The sequence below is a fragment of the Paenibacillus sp. FSL P2-0322 genome (assembly GCF_037975315.1).
Lineage (GTDB): Bacteria > Bacillota > Bacilli > Paenibacillales > Paenibacillaceae > Paenibacillus > Paenibacillus polymyxa_B.
The window spans coordinates 2,563,352-2,580,000 of the sequence record NZ_CP150243.1 but is presented as its reverse complement, the minus strand read 5'-3'; the positions used below and the strand labels follow the sequence as shown (position 1 = coordinate 2,580,000).

Here is a 16,649-nt window from a genome sequence, read left to right as displayed (position 1 = left end):
ACGATTTTAATTTTTAGTTATATGAGCAGCTACTAGGCTCTATAACATTCTGATAATTAAACCTGCCGTCTCTTCAATCGCCTTATCTGTAACATCAATAACCGGACAATTCAGCTCTTTAAACAAAGACTGCGCATACGCTATTTCCTCTTCTACCCTCATCGCTGTAGCATACTGCACATTATTAGGAAGCCCCATAACCTTTAGTCGCTCACTGCGTATTTTCAACAGTAACTCTGGCTCGATCGTTAATCCGAATACTCGACCACGCTGAACATCCTTCAACTGAACAGGCGGTGTCAGCTCCGGTACAATCGGTATGTTGACCGTTTTATAACCTTTATGCGCGAGAAACATGGATAAAGGGGTTTTGGAAATACGGGATACTCCAAGCAATACAATATCCGCTTTGAGAATGGCGCTCACATCTTTGCCATCATCATATTGAACCGCAAAATCCAAGGCCTCTACACGACGAAAATAGTTATCGTCCAGTCGGTGCAGCAGACCAGGCTTCTCTTTGGGATCGTTATGGAACGTATCAGCAAACGCCTGCATCATCGGTCCCATAATGTCGACAGCCCGCACATTCAGCCGGACAGCCTCCTCTTTCATCGCTTCTCTCAATTCTGGCTGTACCAGCGTATAAGCTACGAAGCCTTTACGCTCGGCAACTTCCTCCATCACCCGGCTCAGTTCGTCTTCATCCCTCACGTTCATAAATCTTTTGATCTCTGTGTCCGGTAACTCAAATTGGCGCATGGTCGCCTGTACGACAGCTTCTGCCGTCTCGCCAATCGAGTCTGAACAGATCGCTATAAAATGACTGCTCACCTGAACCATTCGATTCCTCCCATTAATCCTCTGCTACCATATCGAGCAACATTTTAATAATATTCGTTTTTGTAATGCGTCCCACGACTTTCCAGTGCTCCCCTGGCTTGTCGGAGTCGGAAGGGACGACAACAGGCAGGCTGTCGATTTGACGGGCAATAATTTTGCGCGCTGCCTCTAATACCGTATCCTCTGGGGAAACGGTGACAACATTCGCCTGTCGGGTCATCACAAGGCTGACAGGAATGGTTGCTGCATTGGGATTCCCTAACGTTACCTTAAGCAAATCCTTGCGGGAAGCTACCCCTGCCAAATCTCCGTCTTCATCGGTGACGATCAAATTGCTCACATTTTCCAAAAAGAGAGCTACGACAGCTTCCTGAATCGTGGTTGTTTCTCGTACGATGACTGGAACACCATGAAGATCGCCGACCTTCATTTGCAACAGCCGGAACTTTTCCTCCCGGTTCGGCGTGCCCCGCTTTCCAACAAAATATCCGACCTTGGGCTTTGCATCTATGTAATTCAGAATGCCCAATTTGGATAGGTCGGTCCGAATGGTCGCCTTGCTGAGATTAAGCATTTCCGCAATCTGATCCCCGGTAATCGGGGCATGCTTTTGTACGATGTTTAAAATTTCTACTTGTCTTGCCGTAAGGTCGATGATGAACGTCCCTCCTTTTTTCTTGCGATCTAATATTGAATATAATACGTCATATATAACAATAAATCAACCTTAAAAAGCATATAAAACATCACATATATAAAATTAAGGCAGTTATTCATGTCTTTTTATCATTTAAAACACTTATTTAACACAAAAAACGGGTACTTTGCACCCTGCTCTTTCGAGTAAGGCGAAGTACCCGCTCCCTTATTCGTATCTTAAAGCATCAATTGGACGCAGCTTCGACGCCTTTCGCGCCGGATATACTCCGAACAACACTCCAACCCCCATACAGCACAGAAAAGAGTAAAGCACGGGCTCTATCGAATACACAATCGGCATTTGGACGAATTTCTCGAGCAGCTTTGCACCTCCGAGACCCACCATTACGCCAACCAGTCCACCCATCAGACTGAGAAAAACAGCCTCAGCCACAAACTGCAGCATAATATCACTGCGTTGCGCACCAATCGCTTTACGAATCCCGATCTCCCTCGTACGTTCCGTGACGGACACCAGCATAATATTCATAATGCCGACACCTCCAACGCCAAGCGCAATTGCAGCTACACCGGCCAGCAGCATATTCATAATCCGATCAACCCCGGACACTGTTTTTAAGATTTCCGTCTGGGTCATGATCTGAAAGTCATCGCCCTCTGATGGCTTTAGCTCATGTCTGGCACGTAGCACCTGCCGAATTTCAGCACTTGCCTGATTAATCTTCTCCTCTGTTGTTGCAGAGGCGTTCACCTGCTGAATACTCATATTGCCTAGCCGTTCCATCCCCGTTGTAATCGGTACATATACCTGCTGACCACTGTTACTCATATTGGAATTGGAATTTGCCAGCACACCAACCACCTTAAAAGGAAGCTGTTTAATCATGATCGTCTCACCGACCGCTCTTGGGGCATCCGGACCAAAAATATTACGGGCCGCATCACTCCCAAGCACGGCCACATTCATTTGTTTATCCACTTCATAGTGGGTAAACGACCTGCCTTGAGCTAGTGACAGCTTTCTCACATGAACGAATGCCAGCGAAGTCCCCTCAATTTGCGCGCTGACCTTATTGCGACTCCACGTAATATCTGCATTGGTCATGGCACTTGGCGCTACCTCTGCTACTGCTTTTTGCTCCTCTAGCGCATCGATATCTTCCAGAGATATTCCTTTCGTCTGACTGAACGACATGGAGCTGGAGCCATCATATGGAGCATAAGGATAGATCATCAGCAGATTATTTCCCATACTGTTGATCTGAGATGTAATCGTAGCCGTTGATCCTTTACCAATGGCTACAATCATAATCACAGCGGCCACTCCGATAATAATGCCCACCATGGTCAGCAAAGATCGCAGCATATTGGTTCGCAAACTGTTGAGCGATACACGGATAATTTCCTTAAACTTCATGCCTTCACTTCCTCTGCCGCCATTCTTCGTTTCCCAACAGGCTGATCCTCTTCAATCCGCCCATCCCGAAAATGAATCAGACGCTTGGCGTATTCCGCAACCTCCTGATCATGAGTAACCAGTACAACCGTTTTCCCCTGATCATTCAGACGCTGAAAAATCCCCATTATTTCAACACTTGTTTTGGAGTCCAATGCGCCTGTCGGTTCATCCGCCAAGAGAATGACCGGATTGTTCACAAGTGCGCGCGCAATAGACACCCGCTGCTGCTGACCGCCTGACAATTCGTTTGGCCTATTGTTCATCCGATCGCCTAGACCTACGCTAGTAAGAGCCTCCATTGCCCGCAAACGACGCTCCTTGGCAGGAATACCCGCATAGATCATAGGCAGTTCCACATTCTCCAAAGCCGTTGCTCGCGGGAGCAAATGGAATTTTTGAAATACAAATCCGATTTTCTGATTACGTATAATAGCCAGTTCATCCTCGCGGGCATCTAATATCGAATAGCCATCCAAATAAAATTGTCCCGATGTAGGTAAATCCAGACAGCCGATGACATTCATCATCGTGGACTTGCCTGATCCAGACGGTCCCATGATCGCGACAAAATCACCGTCAGCAATATCAAGTTGTACCTCACGCAGGGCATGAATTTCCTGATCTCCGACCTGATACACTTTTTTCAAATCCTCAATCTGAATGACGTATCTCATACCCGTTTAAAAACCTCCCTGCATGCCGCCCATAGCAGAAGGGTCCGGCGGAGGTTCAGGAGCAGGCACAATAAGCGTGTCACCCTCCTTTACACCTGACTTGAGCTCGACTCGATCTGGCGTGTAAAATCCGAGTTCTACGGGCTTGAATGTGCGCGCCCCTGGATTCGCAGCGTTATTAGCGGAAACATACACGCCATCCTGTCCCCCTTCCGATCTCAGCGCAGTAGCAGGTACGAACAATACATTTTTGTGTACTCCCAAAATAACGGCCACATTCATAATCATGCCCGTTTTGAGCTTGCCTTTCGGGTCATGAACAGACAATTCCATCAGATACGTCGTCATCCCTTCATCCGTAGAGGCTTCCGGTGAGACGAATTGCACCTTCCCTGGAAATGATTCACCCGGATATGCATTGGTAGTCAACACGGCTGAAAGACCCTTCTTTACTTTGACAATGTCGGTCTGACTTACCTTCACAACCACCTTAAGATCGTTGGAATCCGAGTTATTCATGACAATGAATGGAGCCGTCGGACTGGTCCCTACATCCCCGTTCACCTTCAAGATTACCCCGTCCCAAGGTGCTGTGACCTGAAGCTTGTTCAATTCATTTTTCTTCTGCTCCAGTTCCGTCGCCTGTCTTCGAACCTCTATCCGTGAGGCTTGAATATTGGATGCATCAGCCGGAACCTGAATTTTGCGAAGCTCTGCCATTGCCGTACGATATCCGATTTCAGCTTCTGAAATGGTGCGACGTTTTTGCGACATGATTTTGCGGAACTGCAGATCCAGACCATCATAGTCCGTCTGTGCTTTATCCAGTGCTTGCTCTGCCTGCTCCAATTCACTGTTGGACACCGCACCGGCATCATGTAAAAACTTTTGGTCTTCATATGCCTTTCGCGCCTGTTCCAACTGCTTTTGGGAAGTTTTCTTCTGACTTTCGGCTTCTTCCAGCTCAAATGATTCTTGCGCTGTATCGATAGCCATTTTGGCCCGAAGTACATTTGTTTTCTGAATTTCAATATCCTCTGCCTTCGGACCTTTCTCCAATTCAGCCAGCTTGGATTTGGATATTTCCAAAGTATCAGACGCAGTCTGAATTTGCATTTTAATTTCTGAACTGTCCAGAAGAGCCAGCACCTGTCCTTTTTTCACCTTGTCCCCGGCTTTCACATTTACCACTGCCAGCTTGTTATCACCTGCACTCGTGAAGTTTAACTTCACTTCCTTGGACGCTTGCACGGTACCGGACGTGTCCAGCTTCTCACTCACATCGCCGCGCTCTACTTTAAGCGTCTCATCCTGAACCAAAGGTGCCGCCTGCTCCTTGGGCAGATTCAGATATACTGTCGTTCCGCCTCCACCTACAACCAGTAGAACAATTGCAGTCCATATCCACTTTTTTCTCCGTTTTTTCCGTAACTTGATTAAAGCATCATTTAAAACCGTTTCTGCCAACGCCTTTTCCTCCCTATGTGCTCCATGGCTTGTTCAACGTATACTCATTTTGATCCAACTCGATCGCCAGCTCTTCCATTTGCCGTTCAATCTGGTTCACTTTCAACTGATTATTTTTCAATTCCATCTCGATAATTAGACCTCTGTCCCACTTTTTGCGTGATAACTCCAAGGCCTCTTTTGCCGTACGCAAGCTTTCTTCCAGTTGTACATATTTTTTTTGGTTTTCCTTAACCGTGGCATACAAATTACGGAGTGATTCGGCAAAATCCTTTTGACCTTTGGCGAGCTCCTCTTTGGCTGTATCGACATCCATTTTAGCTAGATCGTAAGCACCTGCGCCGTTGTTAAAATCGAAGTATCTCACATTAAGTTCCGAAGTTTTGATGCTATCCTCCAGCTTCCATAAATTTGGATTCATGTCTGTCAGCTGTTGTATATGTATTTCGATATCCAGCTTCTTCGGTTCCTTGTACACGGGCCGATCAACCAATTCATAGGCTGTTCCGTTAGGCTGTCCCATGAGGAAGTTCAGAGCATCCCTAGATTTTTGCAACGCAATTTTCCCCTGCTCTACTGTTTGCTGAGCCTGGCTTCTGGTCTGTGTACTCTCGTTTTTCGCATACTCAGACAGCTTGCCGCGCGCAAATTTGGCAAGTGCAATCTTTTCCTCCGCTTGGGCAATTTCAAGCGCTTCTAGATCATTTTTCACTTGATTCTCTGCCACGAACACACTTTGATAGCTTTTCATCACATTAAAATAAATCTGGTCTTTGGCGAACTGCGCCTGCTTTTTGCTGGCTAGATAAGATAGCGTCGAAGAGTTATAACTTCTCCAAGAGGTATTATCATCAACATATTCACCGTCTATAAAATCAACAAATGCATTTCCCAGATCCTTTTCTGCATTTTTCAGTTCCATTCTGCGACGCTCTACGTCCCGTTCGGCGGTACGCGTATTGTAATTGTTCGTCTGTGCCCATTCCACGGCCTGCTTGAGTGTTAATGTAGGTAAAGCCTGACCCGTTACGGATGATGTCTTCGATGTAGCCTCAGTAGATGGACTAACCGACGTACTTGATGCTACATTTCCTGATAAACTCTCAGACTGTACAGTGGAGGCCAATCCTGATGATAAGGACAATACAAGCAGCACGACAGCCGCTTTTTGCTTCATAGATGAATCTCTCCCCTTTCGGTTCATTCCCCGAATCTTTTCCATTTTTTTCGACATAAACTTCCACGAACTCTTTGCATTCTAATTGTACTTTCAGGTTTATGTTGGTACAAGGTGTCAAAACAATACATTTTTGTAACCTTTACTTCCTGATTACTCGCTTTATACTACTTTTCGTCCAATGAGATATTGATTCAACCTATTTTTACCTGAACTTTACCTAATTTTCAGCTAATTTTAAGGAAACCAACAGCATCTATTAAGGTTTGGAACATATACTAGAGAAAGAATAACAGCCGCTCACTGGGAGGGTTAATAGATGATAAAAGAATCTCGCATGACAACCACTAACGAACCGTCTGATTTGTGGATGACCCGCTTTTTACGTGAATCAGAACAAAAAAAGAAACAACTGATCCGGGAAGCCCGGAAAAATAACGATATACCGCTGATGAACAGCATTTCTTTTCACCTTGCCCAACGGGATCAGCAGCATCTCATCGGATAAAATGACAAGTGAATCTTATGCTATAAATAACAGATTACCTCTAGTTATCTGCTTCGTATGCTAGATGAAAAAAATCCGGGACAAATCGATGATTGATTTGTCCCGGATTTTTGTGATCATCAAATCTAATATAAAACCGCATAGCTTGTTCCGTTCCTATTCTTCCATCTCCGCCTGCGGATCATAGAGATATTGATCGAGTGGAATACGCCCGCTTTCATTAAAACGTATGCCTTCCTCCTCCAAATACAGACGCTGCAGGGATGCGGACTCATCCTCCTGCAAAGCAATCTCCCCCAAACGGTTGACCACTCTATGCCAAGGAAGTCGGTGTTTTTGGCTCAATGTATGCAAAATTCGCACCACCTGTCTGGCACCTCTTGGGCTTCCGGCCTCTGCCGCAATTTGACCGTAAGTCATTACTTTTCCCTCAGGGATCAACAGTATAATTTGAAGCACACGGGCAGTGAAAGGCTGCATGTTCTAATTCCTCCGTATTACTATTGCTTTTTCAATAATTATAGCACCCTGAACAGAGGCTAAAAACCCCTGCTCCTACGAATGTAAGAAGCAGGGGAAAACCCATCGTTTAAATTTAGAATCCGCTCAGACCCTGCCTTTTTAAATCCTGTGCTACCAATCGGGCCAGTTCCCTTGCACCTTCATAGTTTGGATGGAGTGTATCACCGTTCATATACAAGGCCAGTGTAGCGTCTTTACCAATAGAAGTGAAATAAGCTGAGCTAAGAACATTCAGGTCGACTAAAGGCGTTTGTTCCTCTTGAGCCAGTGCCAAAATAGCGCTTCTATACCATCTATTTTCTGCGTTGTGTACATTGTTAGCATTAAAGTCAGTGGCTCGTCCTTGCGGAGTTGACAGGATTACCGTCGCCCCTTTAGCCTTAACCTGCCGAATCATATCCTTCATCCAGTCCTTAAACTCGGCTTCGCTTTCGTTATGCTTTGGATTGGTGTCATTGATGCCCAATTGGAGAATAAAATAATCCCCCGGCTTAATATATTGGACGATGGCCTCCAACTGACCGTCCTGGTGGAAGCCTCTAGCAATTTGGCCTCCTGACGCCATATTGCGAATTTGAAAAGTATTCGTGTTCACAAACTCTGGCAGCAGTTGGCCCCATCCCGCCTGCACGCTGCTATCTAGCGGATAATAGTTACAAACCGTAGAATCTCCACCGATATAAATCGTTCGATTCGTAACCGGATTGCTAGATAATTGCCTGATTTCCAATGCACTGAGTGTGAAGACCGCGCCCTCTTTGCCTTCAGTAACTAGCAGATTTAGCTGCCCGTCTGTCACTGGAATTTGAAAGCGATCCTTGGCCCCATTCCCTGTCATATTAATGACCTGATACACCCCTTCAGCCGCAATACTCGAACGAGAGGTATCTCCTAAAGTAACCGACACCTCATACAAACCAGGAGGAAGATCAACGTCAAAAGTATTCTCGCTTTTCGTACCTGTAGCCAGGAACCGTACCGCATCACTTGCCACTCCAGTCCCCGAAGCGCTGACATTACGCATATTCTCAGGGGTACGAAAGCCATACCCACGTGCTGAGTCATAGGACAGCGAAGCACTCACACCGGTATAACCCGTTTCGACCGTACCTCCGCCAAAATCAAACTTGTACTCGCCAGCGGATGCATGTGCCGGCGTAGCTATGCCCATACCTGGTGCACCACATAAAAAAGCTGCTAAAAGCATACCAGTCAATCCTTTTTTCCATTTCATTCTTCATTCCTCCTTCAGATTTTTAATTGTACGAAGCAAAGAATATTTTATTTTTGTAAGCGCATACATAAAATTCTACCCATTGTTGCAGGGTTATGCCTATGTGATTATTATGCAAAAGAAAAGTAGTTTATTCGTTAAGCTAAAACTTGTACTTGTACACAAAAAAGCCTCGCAGTTACAACTGCGAAGCTTTATGAAGCAATATTTCTTCATATCAAAATCACTACATTAATCCGCAACCAAAATTCCGTCAAAGCTCTCTGGACCTACACGTATTGTACCCAGCAGGTTAGCAGAAACAAAAGCAGTGTACACCAGTTGTGGCGTAATCGGCGGATTGAAATCATCTGCTGAGAACGCAATAACCTGTGGAGCTAATAAACTCAAACTAAAAGTGGATGTAGCCGAATAAACAACAGGGTCAGTTACCACAGTACCTCTTACAATAGTGATAGTAATTCCTACTAAAGCAAGCGGAAGTTGAAGCGATATGGTTCCTTTAAGCAGAACCCGTGGCGTACCTGTAGCTCCCTGTGTGTTTAATCCGATCTGTCCAAACAATTGAGGTGTATTCAAAACCGTGATCGGAATAGCAATAGAGTTAGCTGTCGAAGCGTTTTGGGATGTTCTCCCATCAATAAATGTTCCCATGGTTTCCCCTCCTCTCTCTACCAGATACTCATAGACTATGAAAAAGTTTGTTTTGTGCTTGGACTGAATATCTTGTAAAACACACAACTTCTGATGAATAGGCTAATGTGCAGCCCTTTCCCTGGCCCTGTGAATACACTAAACCAACACTGGGAAAGGAGGGATGTCATGTCTAATAAGTTTAGAGCCACCTTAAGGGGGGCTAATGAAGTGCCTCCTGTCAGAACAAATGCGACGGGAACAGCCGAATTTCGTTACCGTCCAACGAGCCAACAATTAAGCTTTGAACTGACTGTACGCAATATCTCACGGGTAACCGAAGCGCATATTCATCTGGGACGAAGAGGTGAAAATGGCCCTGTTGTTGCTACACTGTTTGGTCCTTCGAAGTTTGGGATAACCGTTAGAAGAGGCGTCGTTAGCGGCGTGCTCCGTGCATGTGATCTTACCGGTCCGCTCAGAGGCAGAACCATTTATGATTTGGTGTGCCAAATTAGAGAGGGCAATGCCTACGTCAATGTCCACACCATCCGTCATCCGAACGGTGCCATTCGTGGACAAATTAGACGCGCACCTATCAAACGCTGCAAATAACGAATGATCATGAGTATAAAAAAGAACTTCCATGTCACTCATTTTGAGGCTATGGAAGTTCTTTTCTTAATTCAGGATTTTGCAAAATTCGATTCCAGTCGCTCCGAAGTGCATATATAGACGGACTAAACCATTTCAATCTATATCTTGTTCATTGGAAGTCGCTTATGGGATTTTTGCAAAATCCTCAATTCTTAACAAAAGTTAAGAAGTTCATAAGCGTTTCTTAAGCCCTTCCCTTCAGGGTTGTTAAGAACTTTATCTTTTAATAGAAAGAGTTCAACAAGATACAGTTCACTCCTGAAAGGAAATGAAGCTTATGAAGCCTAAGACCAAAGAAAAAATTCCCGAATTGCAGTTGGTCAGAGCCATGGCGATTTTAGCCGTCTTGATGGTACATGCCACTTCTTATGCAACGGTTCAGCTTACAAATTCCAGTCTTTATGTTGTATACAATGCGCTCAATGTGTTGATGAAGTATGGAACCCCCGTATTTATCGCGCTTAGCAGCATGGTACTGTTCTACAACTACAAGGATCGTCCGATGGGACGACAGCTCTTAAGCCGCTTTTATAAGCAGAGGTTGCTGTACATCCTCTTACCTTACGTCATGTTCTCTCTATTTTATTTCATCCTGTCCCTTATGGCTGGCAGCTCCGAACCATGGAATATAATCACACTTGCGAAAAGCTTTGCTCTGAAGCTGGCCACAGGCAAAGCGTATACTCATTTATATTATATTTTTATCATGATGCAATTCTATCTTGCATTTCCATTCGTACTGTGGCTGTTCCAGCGTTGTCGGCAACTTCCACAATGGTCTATTGTCCTTGGGCTGTTGGTACAGTGGTCATTTGTTATTGGAAATAAATTTCTATTTCAGGTTCAAAATAAGGGCAGTTGGGCACTGTCTTATATAGCCTGCTACATGCTGGGTGCTGCTCTCGGTTACTACTACCCACAGCTGAGAACGTGGTTTCTGATGCGTAAGGGGGAACGAAGTGTTGCCGGAGTGTTGACATGGATCGCAATTTGGGCTTTATGGCTGATTTCAGCCACCATGCATGTCTATATGTGGTACGAAAATAGAATGTACGGAATCTCGTACAATTCGCTAGTTTTTGAACTTATGTATAATATGTACAGCCTGTCTAGCACGCTGGTAATACTACAGATTTCCTTTTTAATGTTTAGACGACAACATTCCTTTGTGACTCGCAAACTGGAACGTCTGGGCACACTGTCCTTTGGTGTGTATCTGATTCATCCGTTCTTCCTGCTCCTGTATCGGCAGTTTTCACCACATATCGGTTCTCCGCAGCTTATTCATGTGTGGTATGCCGGAGGTTTTTTCTTTGCACTTCTTTGCTCTTGGCTCGTCGTGTCGATCATCTCCCGTTTCCTGCCATTTGCTTGGATCTTGTTCGGTCAACTACCAGAAATAGAAAAAAGACAATTCAAGCAAGAAAACCGTATTTCTTCAACTGAAACAGCACTATCCAAAGGCTGACGACCCCAAGCAAGCGAACTGAGATGAGTGTCCATAGCCTCCATCTTTAAAAAGGTATATAATACGCCCATATTATATACTGCTGGAAAGAACAGAAAGGGTGCACAACCATGCATAACGGAACCATTTTATTAGTAGACGATGAACCTGAAATTATTAAGCTGATGCAAATTTATTTGGAAAATGAAGGATATCGACTGCTTATGGCACGAGACGGATTGGAAGCGCTGGAGCAAGTCAGTCGGGAATCGATAGATGTGATGGTGCTTGATGTGATGATGCCCAATATGGACGGGGTTGAAGCTTGCATGAAGATCAGAGAAACCGAGCATTTTCCGATTATTATGTTGTCTGCGAAGGGACAAGATATGGACAAAATCACAGGACTCAGCGTTGGGGCCGATGATTATGTCACTAAGCCGTTCAGCCCGTTGGAGCTGGTGGCACGCATCAAATCCCAGCTGCGCAGAGTACGGAAATACATCCACTCCTCCCCTGCATTGGAGCATGAAATGATACTGGATGAACTCTCCATTAATTCTGCTACGCATGAGGTCACTCTCGCCGGAGAATCCATTAAGCTGACCCCGCGTGAATTTGCCATTGTCGAGCTGTTGGCACGTAATCGTGGTCAAGTGCTGAGCATGGAGCAGATCTATGAAAAAGTGTGGAAGGAGCAATATCTGGAATCCAACAACACGCTGATGGTTCATGTGCGTAAAATTCGCGAGAAAATTGAGGCTGATCCGAGAAAACCTAAATACCTGAAAACGGTGTGGGGAATCGGCTACAAAATGGAAAAATTCGATTAATGGAGGATTCACGTCTTGAAGGCAAAACGATATGACACATTGGGATGGAAGCTGGCAGCCCTTAGCCTTGCCGCCTTCACTTTAACCGGACTGATTTTGATGGTGTTTTATTATGGAGCATCTTTGCTACTATGGCTGAACCCTTCCCGTTCATTTTTTGGCACTCGTCTAATTCGCTGGACCGTGAATCATATTGGGTCCCCACTCATCATGCTGATTGGAGGGCTGCCTTTATATATTTATTTCTTTTTCCTTTTTACCAAAAATACGATTGGCTATCTTCGCGAAATTACGACGGGTATGCAGGAGTTTGCTGATGGAGATCTGTCCTATACGATCCCTGTTTCTTCAGCGGACGAGCTGGGTACCTTGGCGAAAAATATGAACACCATGGCGGACAAGCTCCGTCTCTCACTGGAAGAAGAACGGGCTTCCGCCAAAGCCAAAAACGACCTGATCACCGGCGTATCTCATGATCTTCGTACCCCGCTAACATCCGTGATCGGTTTTTTGGAATATATTGAAACCGACCGCTATCGGGATGAAATTGAGCTGCGCTATTATGTGAACATTGCTTATGAAAAGTCATTGACGCTTAAAAAGCTGATCGATGAGCTGTTTGAATACACGCGTGTGAGCGGTGGCAGTCTGCCACTGGAGCTGGAGCCTGTAGATCTCGGCAAATTGCTTACCCAGCTTGCTGAGGAATTTGTACCCTCGCTGGAACAGGCGGACATGTCCTACCGTGTCCGAATCGTCGAGCCTGTTCGGATTCTAGCCGATACCGACGAGCTGGTACGCCTGTATGAAAATTTGTTTTCCAACGCTATTCGATACGGAAAAGACGGCAAACGCCTCGATATCACCATAGGACGCGAAGACGACGAGGCGGTGGTAATCTGCACTAACTACGGCACCCCAATTCCTGCGGAAGATGTCCCGCACTTGTTTGAGCGGTTTTACCGGGTGGACAAATCACGTTCCAAGGAAACCGGAGGCACCGGACTGGGCCTTGCGATTACCAAAAGTATTACCGAGCTGCATGATGGCCGCATTTCGGTTAGGAGCAATCGCAGACAAACAGATTTTGAAACCCGTTTTCCCCTCTACTCCTACACATAAACAAACGAACCAGCCAAAGATCGTATCTCTGGCTGGTTCGTTTCTGACTTTTATGGAATACAGGATTATATTCCTTTATTTTGTTCAAACAATACTTCCCCATTGGATTCAATAATCTTTTGGTACCAGTAGAAGCTGTTCTTTTTTCTTCTTTCCAGCGTACCCGTACCATCGTTGTTTTTGTCTACATAGATAAAGCCGTACCTTTTTTTCATTTCTCCCGTTCCCGCACTGACAATGTCGATTGGACCCCACCAGGTATAGCCAAGCACTTCGCAGCCATCCTCAATAGCTTCATGCAGCTGGATCAGATGCTTGTTCAGATAGTCTACCCGCTCGGGATCATGAATTGAACCGTCTTCCAAAATTTCATCATGACTGCCGTAGCCGTTCTCTACAACAAACAGAGGCTTCTGATATCGGTCGTACATCTCATTACACACATAGCGGAAGCCCTTCGGGTCAATTGGCCATCCCCATGGCGTTTTTTCCAAATAGGGATTGTCGAGTCCCATAATTCCCCCTGTGTTGCCCAAGATGGGCATACCTGCTTTATGTGTCGTACTTCGATAATAGCTAAATCCTAAATAATCCGCTGTATGCTCCCGTAGTAATTGTTCATCTCCGGGCTCCATTTGAACCATGATGTTATGCTCTTTCCAGATCCGTTTGGCATAGCTTGGATAATAGCCCCTAAGGATCACATCCGAATAAAATAAGGATCTTCTTCTCAGCTCATAGGCTTCAAACACATCGTCCGGATTGCAGGTATTCGGATAGATCGGGCTCAGGGATAACATAGCGCCCATCATCGCGCCCGGGATAATTTCATGACACAATTTAGTAGCCAATGCGCTGGCAACGAAAACATGGTGACTAGCCTGATAAATGGTCGGCAGTTTGTGCTCATCGTCTTGAACAACAATGCCTCCTGCCGCCAAAGGAATGGTATGAAAATGGTTGATTTCGTTGAAGTTCATCCAATATTTCACTTTGTTTTTATAACGTTTGAAGACAACTTCCGCATACTTTACGTAGAATCCAATCAGCTCGCGGCTTTTCCAGCCTTCGTATTTACGAATCAGATTCAGAGGCAGCTCAAAGTGAGAAATGGTGATGACCGGCTCAATTCTATACTTCAGTAGCTCATCAAACAGATCATCGTAAAATTGCAGCCCTTTTTCATTTGGCTCGGCATCATCCCCATTCGGAAAGATTCGGGACCATGCAATGGAAGTCCGAAAGCATTTCATGCCCATTTCGGCGAACAGGGCGATATCTTCTTTATAACGATGGTAAAAATCAATCGCTTCATGGCTGGCGTAGTACTTGTTTTCATCAATCGTATCATCAAACGTCCCGCCTACTATTCCTCCCCGAAATGCATCGCTGATTGCTGGCCCTTTACCATCCTCGTTCCATGCCCCTTCAGCCTGATTCGCTGCTATAGCACCACCCCATAGAAAATTATCAGGAAAACTTTTGGCTATATGTGCTGTCATGACTCATTTCCTCCTTTATTTAATGTACGGTGAGTAAAACACTTTGCAAATCAACGGATTTTTGCTGTGTCTGGGTAACCTTTTGGTAAGCAGTGCTGTTGGTAACAATAATCGGAGTGGTCAGGTCATAACCGGCTGCCTGGATTTTCGGAATATCAAATTCAAGCAGCAAATCGCCTCGTTCAATCCGTTGCCCTTGTTCTACATGCTTCGTGAAATAGTTGCCTTTCAGCTTAACCGTATCTAGTCCCACATGAATTAACAGATCCAGATGGTTATCTGAGGTGATGGCTATCGCATGGCCGGTTCGAAATACGAGCGAGACAACCCCGGAAACCGGTGAATATACCTTTCCTTCACTCGGTAGAATGGCTATTCCTTGACCCATCGCTTCTGTAGAGAACGCAGGATCAGGAACCTCATGAAGCGGAACAATTTGGCCATGGATAGGCGCATAGACATTCTCGGTGACTTCGGTATGTCCAGGTTCAGTTTGTAAGGCAGGCTCGGATTTTTCTGCTTCCGTCTTTCCTGTCTCCGCATCCGTTGCCCCGTTTCCTTCATTAAAGCCCAGAATATAAGTCAATACGGTAGTAACCACAAATGAAATGATGATACTAATCAAATAAAAAGCAATTGTATTCGTAAAGAATGCCGGAATCGTTGTTATTGCCGGGAACACATAAGCAAGCACGGTCGTTTGGAAATGTCCGGCAATGGCCCCTCCGATCATTCCCCCGATGACGGCGGCAATCATTGGTCTTTTCAGCTTCACGGACAATCCGTAAACGATAGGTTCTGTAATACCAGCGAACAGTGAAGGGAAAATAGATGACAGTGCGTAAGCTTTCAGCTTTTTGTCCTTGGCTTTCAGAAAGACCCCAAGAGCGACACCGGATTGGGCGAAGGTCGCAGAAGCCATCATAGGTCGAATCGTATCAAACCCTTTGAGGGAAAGATTGTTGATCATCGCAGGTGCAATCCCCCAGTGTAAACCAAACATCACTAGGAAGGTCCAGCCGCCTCCCAGAATGGCTCCAGTCAAGAGACCGCTTTGCGTACTCAAAAATTCAATACCATCCGCAATACCTTTACCGGTGTACACTCCCAGTGGACCGATCACAATGGCGGTAAGCGGAACCATAATTAATAAGGAAACAAGCGGGACCATAAACAATTCAATGCTTTTCGGAACCACCCGCTTCAGAAACCGTTCCAGATATGAATACAGCCAAATGGCTAAAATTGCTGGAATAATGGATGTCGTATAACTCATCAGGACAACGGGAATGTGGATAAAGGAAGCAATATCCCCCGTGTTTTCCATCAGCTTGGTGAAGTTAGGCTCCAGCAGAGCGGCCATAATGGCAGCAGATACGATAGGCTGGGTCTTGAATGTTCTCGAAGCTGAAAACGCCAACATCAGTGGCAGGAAGAAAAATACGCCGTTGCCTGCGGCAGCAAGGATAGCATAGGTACTGGAGGCACTGTCCAACCACTCTAACTGTGTAAGAATAACCAGGATAGCTTTCAGCATCCCTGCACCAGCCAAAGCAGGTACAATCGGCTGGAAGATAGAGCTCATGACGGTAAAAGCACGACTGATGAAATTACCTTCCTTTGCATTATCCTCTTTCTTTTCGTTGCCGCTTTTTACCTGAAGGTTATAGTTCTTCGCAATCGTATCATAAACCTCGTTAACATGATTGCCGATCACCACCTGGTACTGCCCTCCGCTTTCTATCACGGAAATGACACTGTCGGAATTTTCCAAAGCCTGTTTATTGGCTTTTTGCTTATCCTTAAGTGTAAATCTCAGACGGGTCATACAATGGTACAGATCACGTATATTTTCTTCTCCGCCTACATTAGTTACAATGAATTTCGCTAATTCATCATGTTTGCTCATAA

Annotated in this window: 16 protein-coding genes; 5 read left to right on the top strand and 11 right to left on the bottom strand. The window is 45.3% G+C overall.

Annotation, left to right across the window (positions count from 1 at the left end; translation table 11 throughout):
* Window positions 1-39: 39 nt before the first annotated feature.
* The 6 genes from MKY24_RS11610 to MKY24_RS11585 all read right to left on the bottom strand — a co-directional run bounded on the left by MKY24_RS11610 (window position 40) and on the right by MKY24_RS11585 (window position 6,280).
* A complete protein-coding gene (locus MKY24_RS11610) occupies window positions 40-843 on the bottom strand; it encodes a pyruvate, water dikinase regulatory protein (protein WP_025723337.1) in 804 nt (267 codons plus the stop codon).
* 13 nt (window positions 844-856) lie between these two features.
* On the bottom strand, window positions 857-1,471 hold the full coding sequence (locus MKY24_RS11605) for a helix-turn-helix transcriptional regulator (RefSeq protein ID WP_223822107.1): 615 nt from the start codon (window positions 1,469-1,471) through the stop codon (window positions 857-859).
* Window positions 1,472-1,708: 237 nt separating this feature from the next.
* Complete coding sequence (locus MKY24_RS11600) at window positions 1,709-2,920, bottom strand: ABC transporter permease (RefSeq protein WP_339202011.1); 1,212 nt, start codon at window positions 2,918-2,920, stop codon at window positions 1,709-1,711.
* On the bottom strand, window positions 2,917-3,636 hold the full coding sequence (locus tag MKY24_RS11595) for an ABC transporter ATP-binding protein (protein ID WP_023988440.1): 720 nt from the start codon (window positions 3,634-3,636) through the stop codon (window positions 2,917-2,919). Before MKY24_RS11595 ends, MKY24_RS11600 begins: the two co-directional genes overlap by 4 nt.
* Before the next feature lie 6 nt (window positions 3,637-3,642).
* Entirely contained in the window at window positions 3,643-5,103 is a 1,461-nt protein-coding gene (locus MKY24_RS11590) for an efflux RND transporter periplasmic adaptor subunit (RefSeq protein ID WP_076294831.1), read from the bottom strand.
* A 13-nt stretch (window positions 5,104-5,116) separates the two neighbouring features.
* Entirely contained in the window at window positions 5,117-6,280 is a 1,164-nt protein-coding gene (locus tag MKY24_RS11585) for a TolC family protein (RefSeq protein ID WP_339202008.1), read from the bottom strand.
* A gap of 319 nt (window positions 6,281-6,599) precedes the next feature.
* Here MKY24_RS11585 and MKY24_RS11580 point away from each other — a divergent pair, with 319 nt between their 5' ends.
* Window positions 6,600-6,788, top strand: a complete 189-nt coding sequence (locus MKY24_RS11580; RefSeq protein ID WP_013370989.1) for a hypothetical protein — start codon at window positions 6,600-6,602, stop codon at window positions 6,786-6,788.
* Window positions 6,789-6,944: 156 nt separating this feature from the next.
* On the opposite strand, the gene MKY24_RS11575 is transcribed toward MKY24_RS11580, so the two are convergent.
* The 3 genes from MKY24_RS11575 to MKY24_RS11565 form a co-directional block, all read right to left on the bottom strand.
* Window positions 6,945-7,268: an MGMT family protein gene (locus MKY24_RS11575; RefSeq protein ID WP_023988438.1), complete on the bottom strand. Its 324-nt coding sequence runs from the start codon at window positions 7,266-7,268 to the stop codon at window positions 6,945-6,947.
* A 115-nt stretch (window positions 7,269-7,383) separates the two neighbouring features.
* Window positions 7,384-8,481, bottom strand: a complete 1,098-nt coding sequence (locus tag MKY24_RS11570; protein ID WP_226887707.1) for a GDSL-type esterase/lipase family protein — start codon at window positions 8,479-8,481, stop codon at window positions 7,384-7,386.
* 294 nt (window positions 8,482-8,775) lie between these two features.
* Window positions 8,776-9,198 (bottom strand): hypothetical protein, encoded by a 423-nt coding sequence (locus tag MKY24_RS11565; protein WP_028542329.1) that lies wholly within the window; start codon window positions 9,196-9,198, stop codon window positions 8,776-8,778.
* 168 nt (window positions 9,199-9,366) lie between these two features.
* Between MKY24_RS11565 and MKY24_RS11560 the strand changes: the two genes are divergently transcribed.
* The 4 genes from MKY24_RS11560 (at window position 9,367) to MKY24_RS11545 (ending at window position 13,236) form a co-directional block, all read left to right on the top strand.
* Complete coding sequence (locus MKY24_RS11560) at window positions 9,367-9,792, top strand: CHRD domain-containing protein (protein WP_023988435.1); 426 nt, start codon at window positions 9,367-9,369, stop codon at window positions 9,790-9,792.
* Window positions 9,793-10,111: 319 nt separating this feature from the next.
* On the top strand, window positions 10,112-11,302 hold the full coding sequence (locus MKY24_RS11555) for an acyltransferase (protein ID WP_339202307.1): 1,191 nt from the start codon (window positions 10,112-10,114) through the stop codon (window positions 11,300-11,302).
* A 110-nt stretch (window positions 11,303-11,412) separates the two neighbouring features.
* Window positions 11,413-12,114: a response regulator transcription factor gene (locus MKY24_RS11550; RefSeq protein ID WP_339202005.1), complete on the top strand. Its 702-nt coding sequence runs from the start codon at window positions 11,413-11,415 to the stop codon at window positions 12,112-12,114.
* A 15-nt stretch (window positions 12,115-12,129) separates the two neighbouring features.
* Window positions 12,130-13,236, top strand: a complete 1,107-nt coding sequence (locus MKY24_RS11545; protein WP_028542331.1) for a HAMP domain-containing sensor histidine kinase — start codon at window positions 12,130-12,132, stop codon at window positions 13,234-13,236.
* A 65-nt stretch (window positions 13,237-13,301) separates the two neighbouring features.
* On the opposite strand, the gene MKY24_RS11540 is transcribed toward MKY24_RS11545, so the two are convergent.
* Together MKY24_RS11540 and MKY24_RS11535 are read right to left on the bottom strand one after the other, a co-directional pair.
* Window positions 13,302-14,738 (bottom strand): glycoside hydrolase family 1 protein, encoded by a 1,437-nt coding sequence (locus MKY24_RS11540; protein WP_339202004.1) that lies wholly within the window; start codon window positions 14,736-14,738, stop codon window positions 13,302-13,304.
* 19 nt (window positions 14,739-14,757) lie between these two features.
* Window positions 14,758-16,647: a beta-glucoside-specific PTS transporter subunit IIABC gene (locus MKY24_RS11535; RefSeq protein WP_068940821.1), complete on the bottom strand. Its 1,890-nt coding sequence runs from the start codon at window positions 16,645-16,647 to the stop codon at window positions 14,758-14,760.
* Between the last annotated feature and the right edge of the window lie 2 nt (window positions 16,648-16,649).

Excerpts from the sequence above, each read along its gene's own strand:
- MKY24_RS11610 (WP_025723337.1), bottom strand. The coding sequence starts at position 843 with ATGGTTCAGGTGAGCAGTCATTTTATAGCGATCTGTTCAGACTCGATT.
- MKY24_RS11600 (WP_339202011.1), bottom strand. The coding sequence starts at position 2,920 with ATGAAGTTTAAGGAAATTATCCGTGTATCGCTCAACAGTTTGCGAACC.
- MKY24_RS11595 (WP_023988440.1), bottom strand. The coding sequence starts at position 3,636 with ATGAGATACGTCATTCAGATTGAGGATTTGAAAAAAGTGTATCAGGTC.
- MKY24_RS11585 (WP_339202008.1), bottom strand. The coding sequence starts at position 6,280 with ATGAAGCAAAAAGCGGCTGTCGTGCTGCTTGTATTGTCCTTATCATCA.
- MKY24_RS11580 (WP_013370989.1), top strand. The coding sequence starts at position 6,600 with ATGATAAAAGAATCTCGCATGACAACCACTAACGAACCGTCTGATTTG.
- MKY24_RS11575 (WP_023988438.1), bottom strand. The coding sequence starts at position 7,268 with ATGCAGCCTTTCACTGCCCGTGTGCTTCAAATTATACTGTTGATCCCT.
- MKY24_RS11570 (WP_226887707.1), bottom strand. The coding sequence starts at position 8,481 with ATGGGCATAGCTACGCCGGCACATGCATCCGCTGGCGAGTACAAGTTT.
- MKY24_RS11565 (WP_028542329.1), bottom strand. The coding sequence starts at position 9,198 with ATGGGAACATTTATTGATGGGAGAACATCCCAAAACGCTTCGACAGCT.
- MKY24_RS11560 (WP_023988435.1), top strand. The coding sequence starts at position 9,367 with ATGTCTAATAAGTTTAGAGCCACCTTAAGGGGGGCTAATGAAGTGCCT.
- MKY24_RS11555 (WP_339202307.1), top strand. The coding sequence starts at position 10,112 with ATGAAGCCTAAGACCAAAGAAAAAATTCCCGAATTGCAGTTGGTCAGA.
- MKY24_RS11550 (WP_339202005.1), top strand. The coding sequence starts at position 11,413 with ATGCATAACGGAACCATTTTATTAGTAGACGATGAACCTGAAATTATT.
- MKY24_RS11540 (WP_339202004.1), bottom strand. The coding sequence starts at position 14,738 with ATGACAGCACATATAGCCAAAAGTTTTCCTGATAATTTTCTATGGGGT.
- MKY24_RS11535 (WP_068940821.1), bottom strand. The coding sequence starts at position 16,647 with ATGAGCAAACATGATGAATTAGCGAAATTCATTGTAACTAATGTAGGC.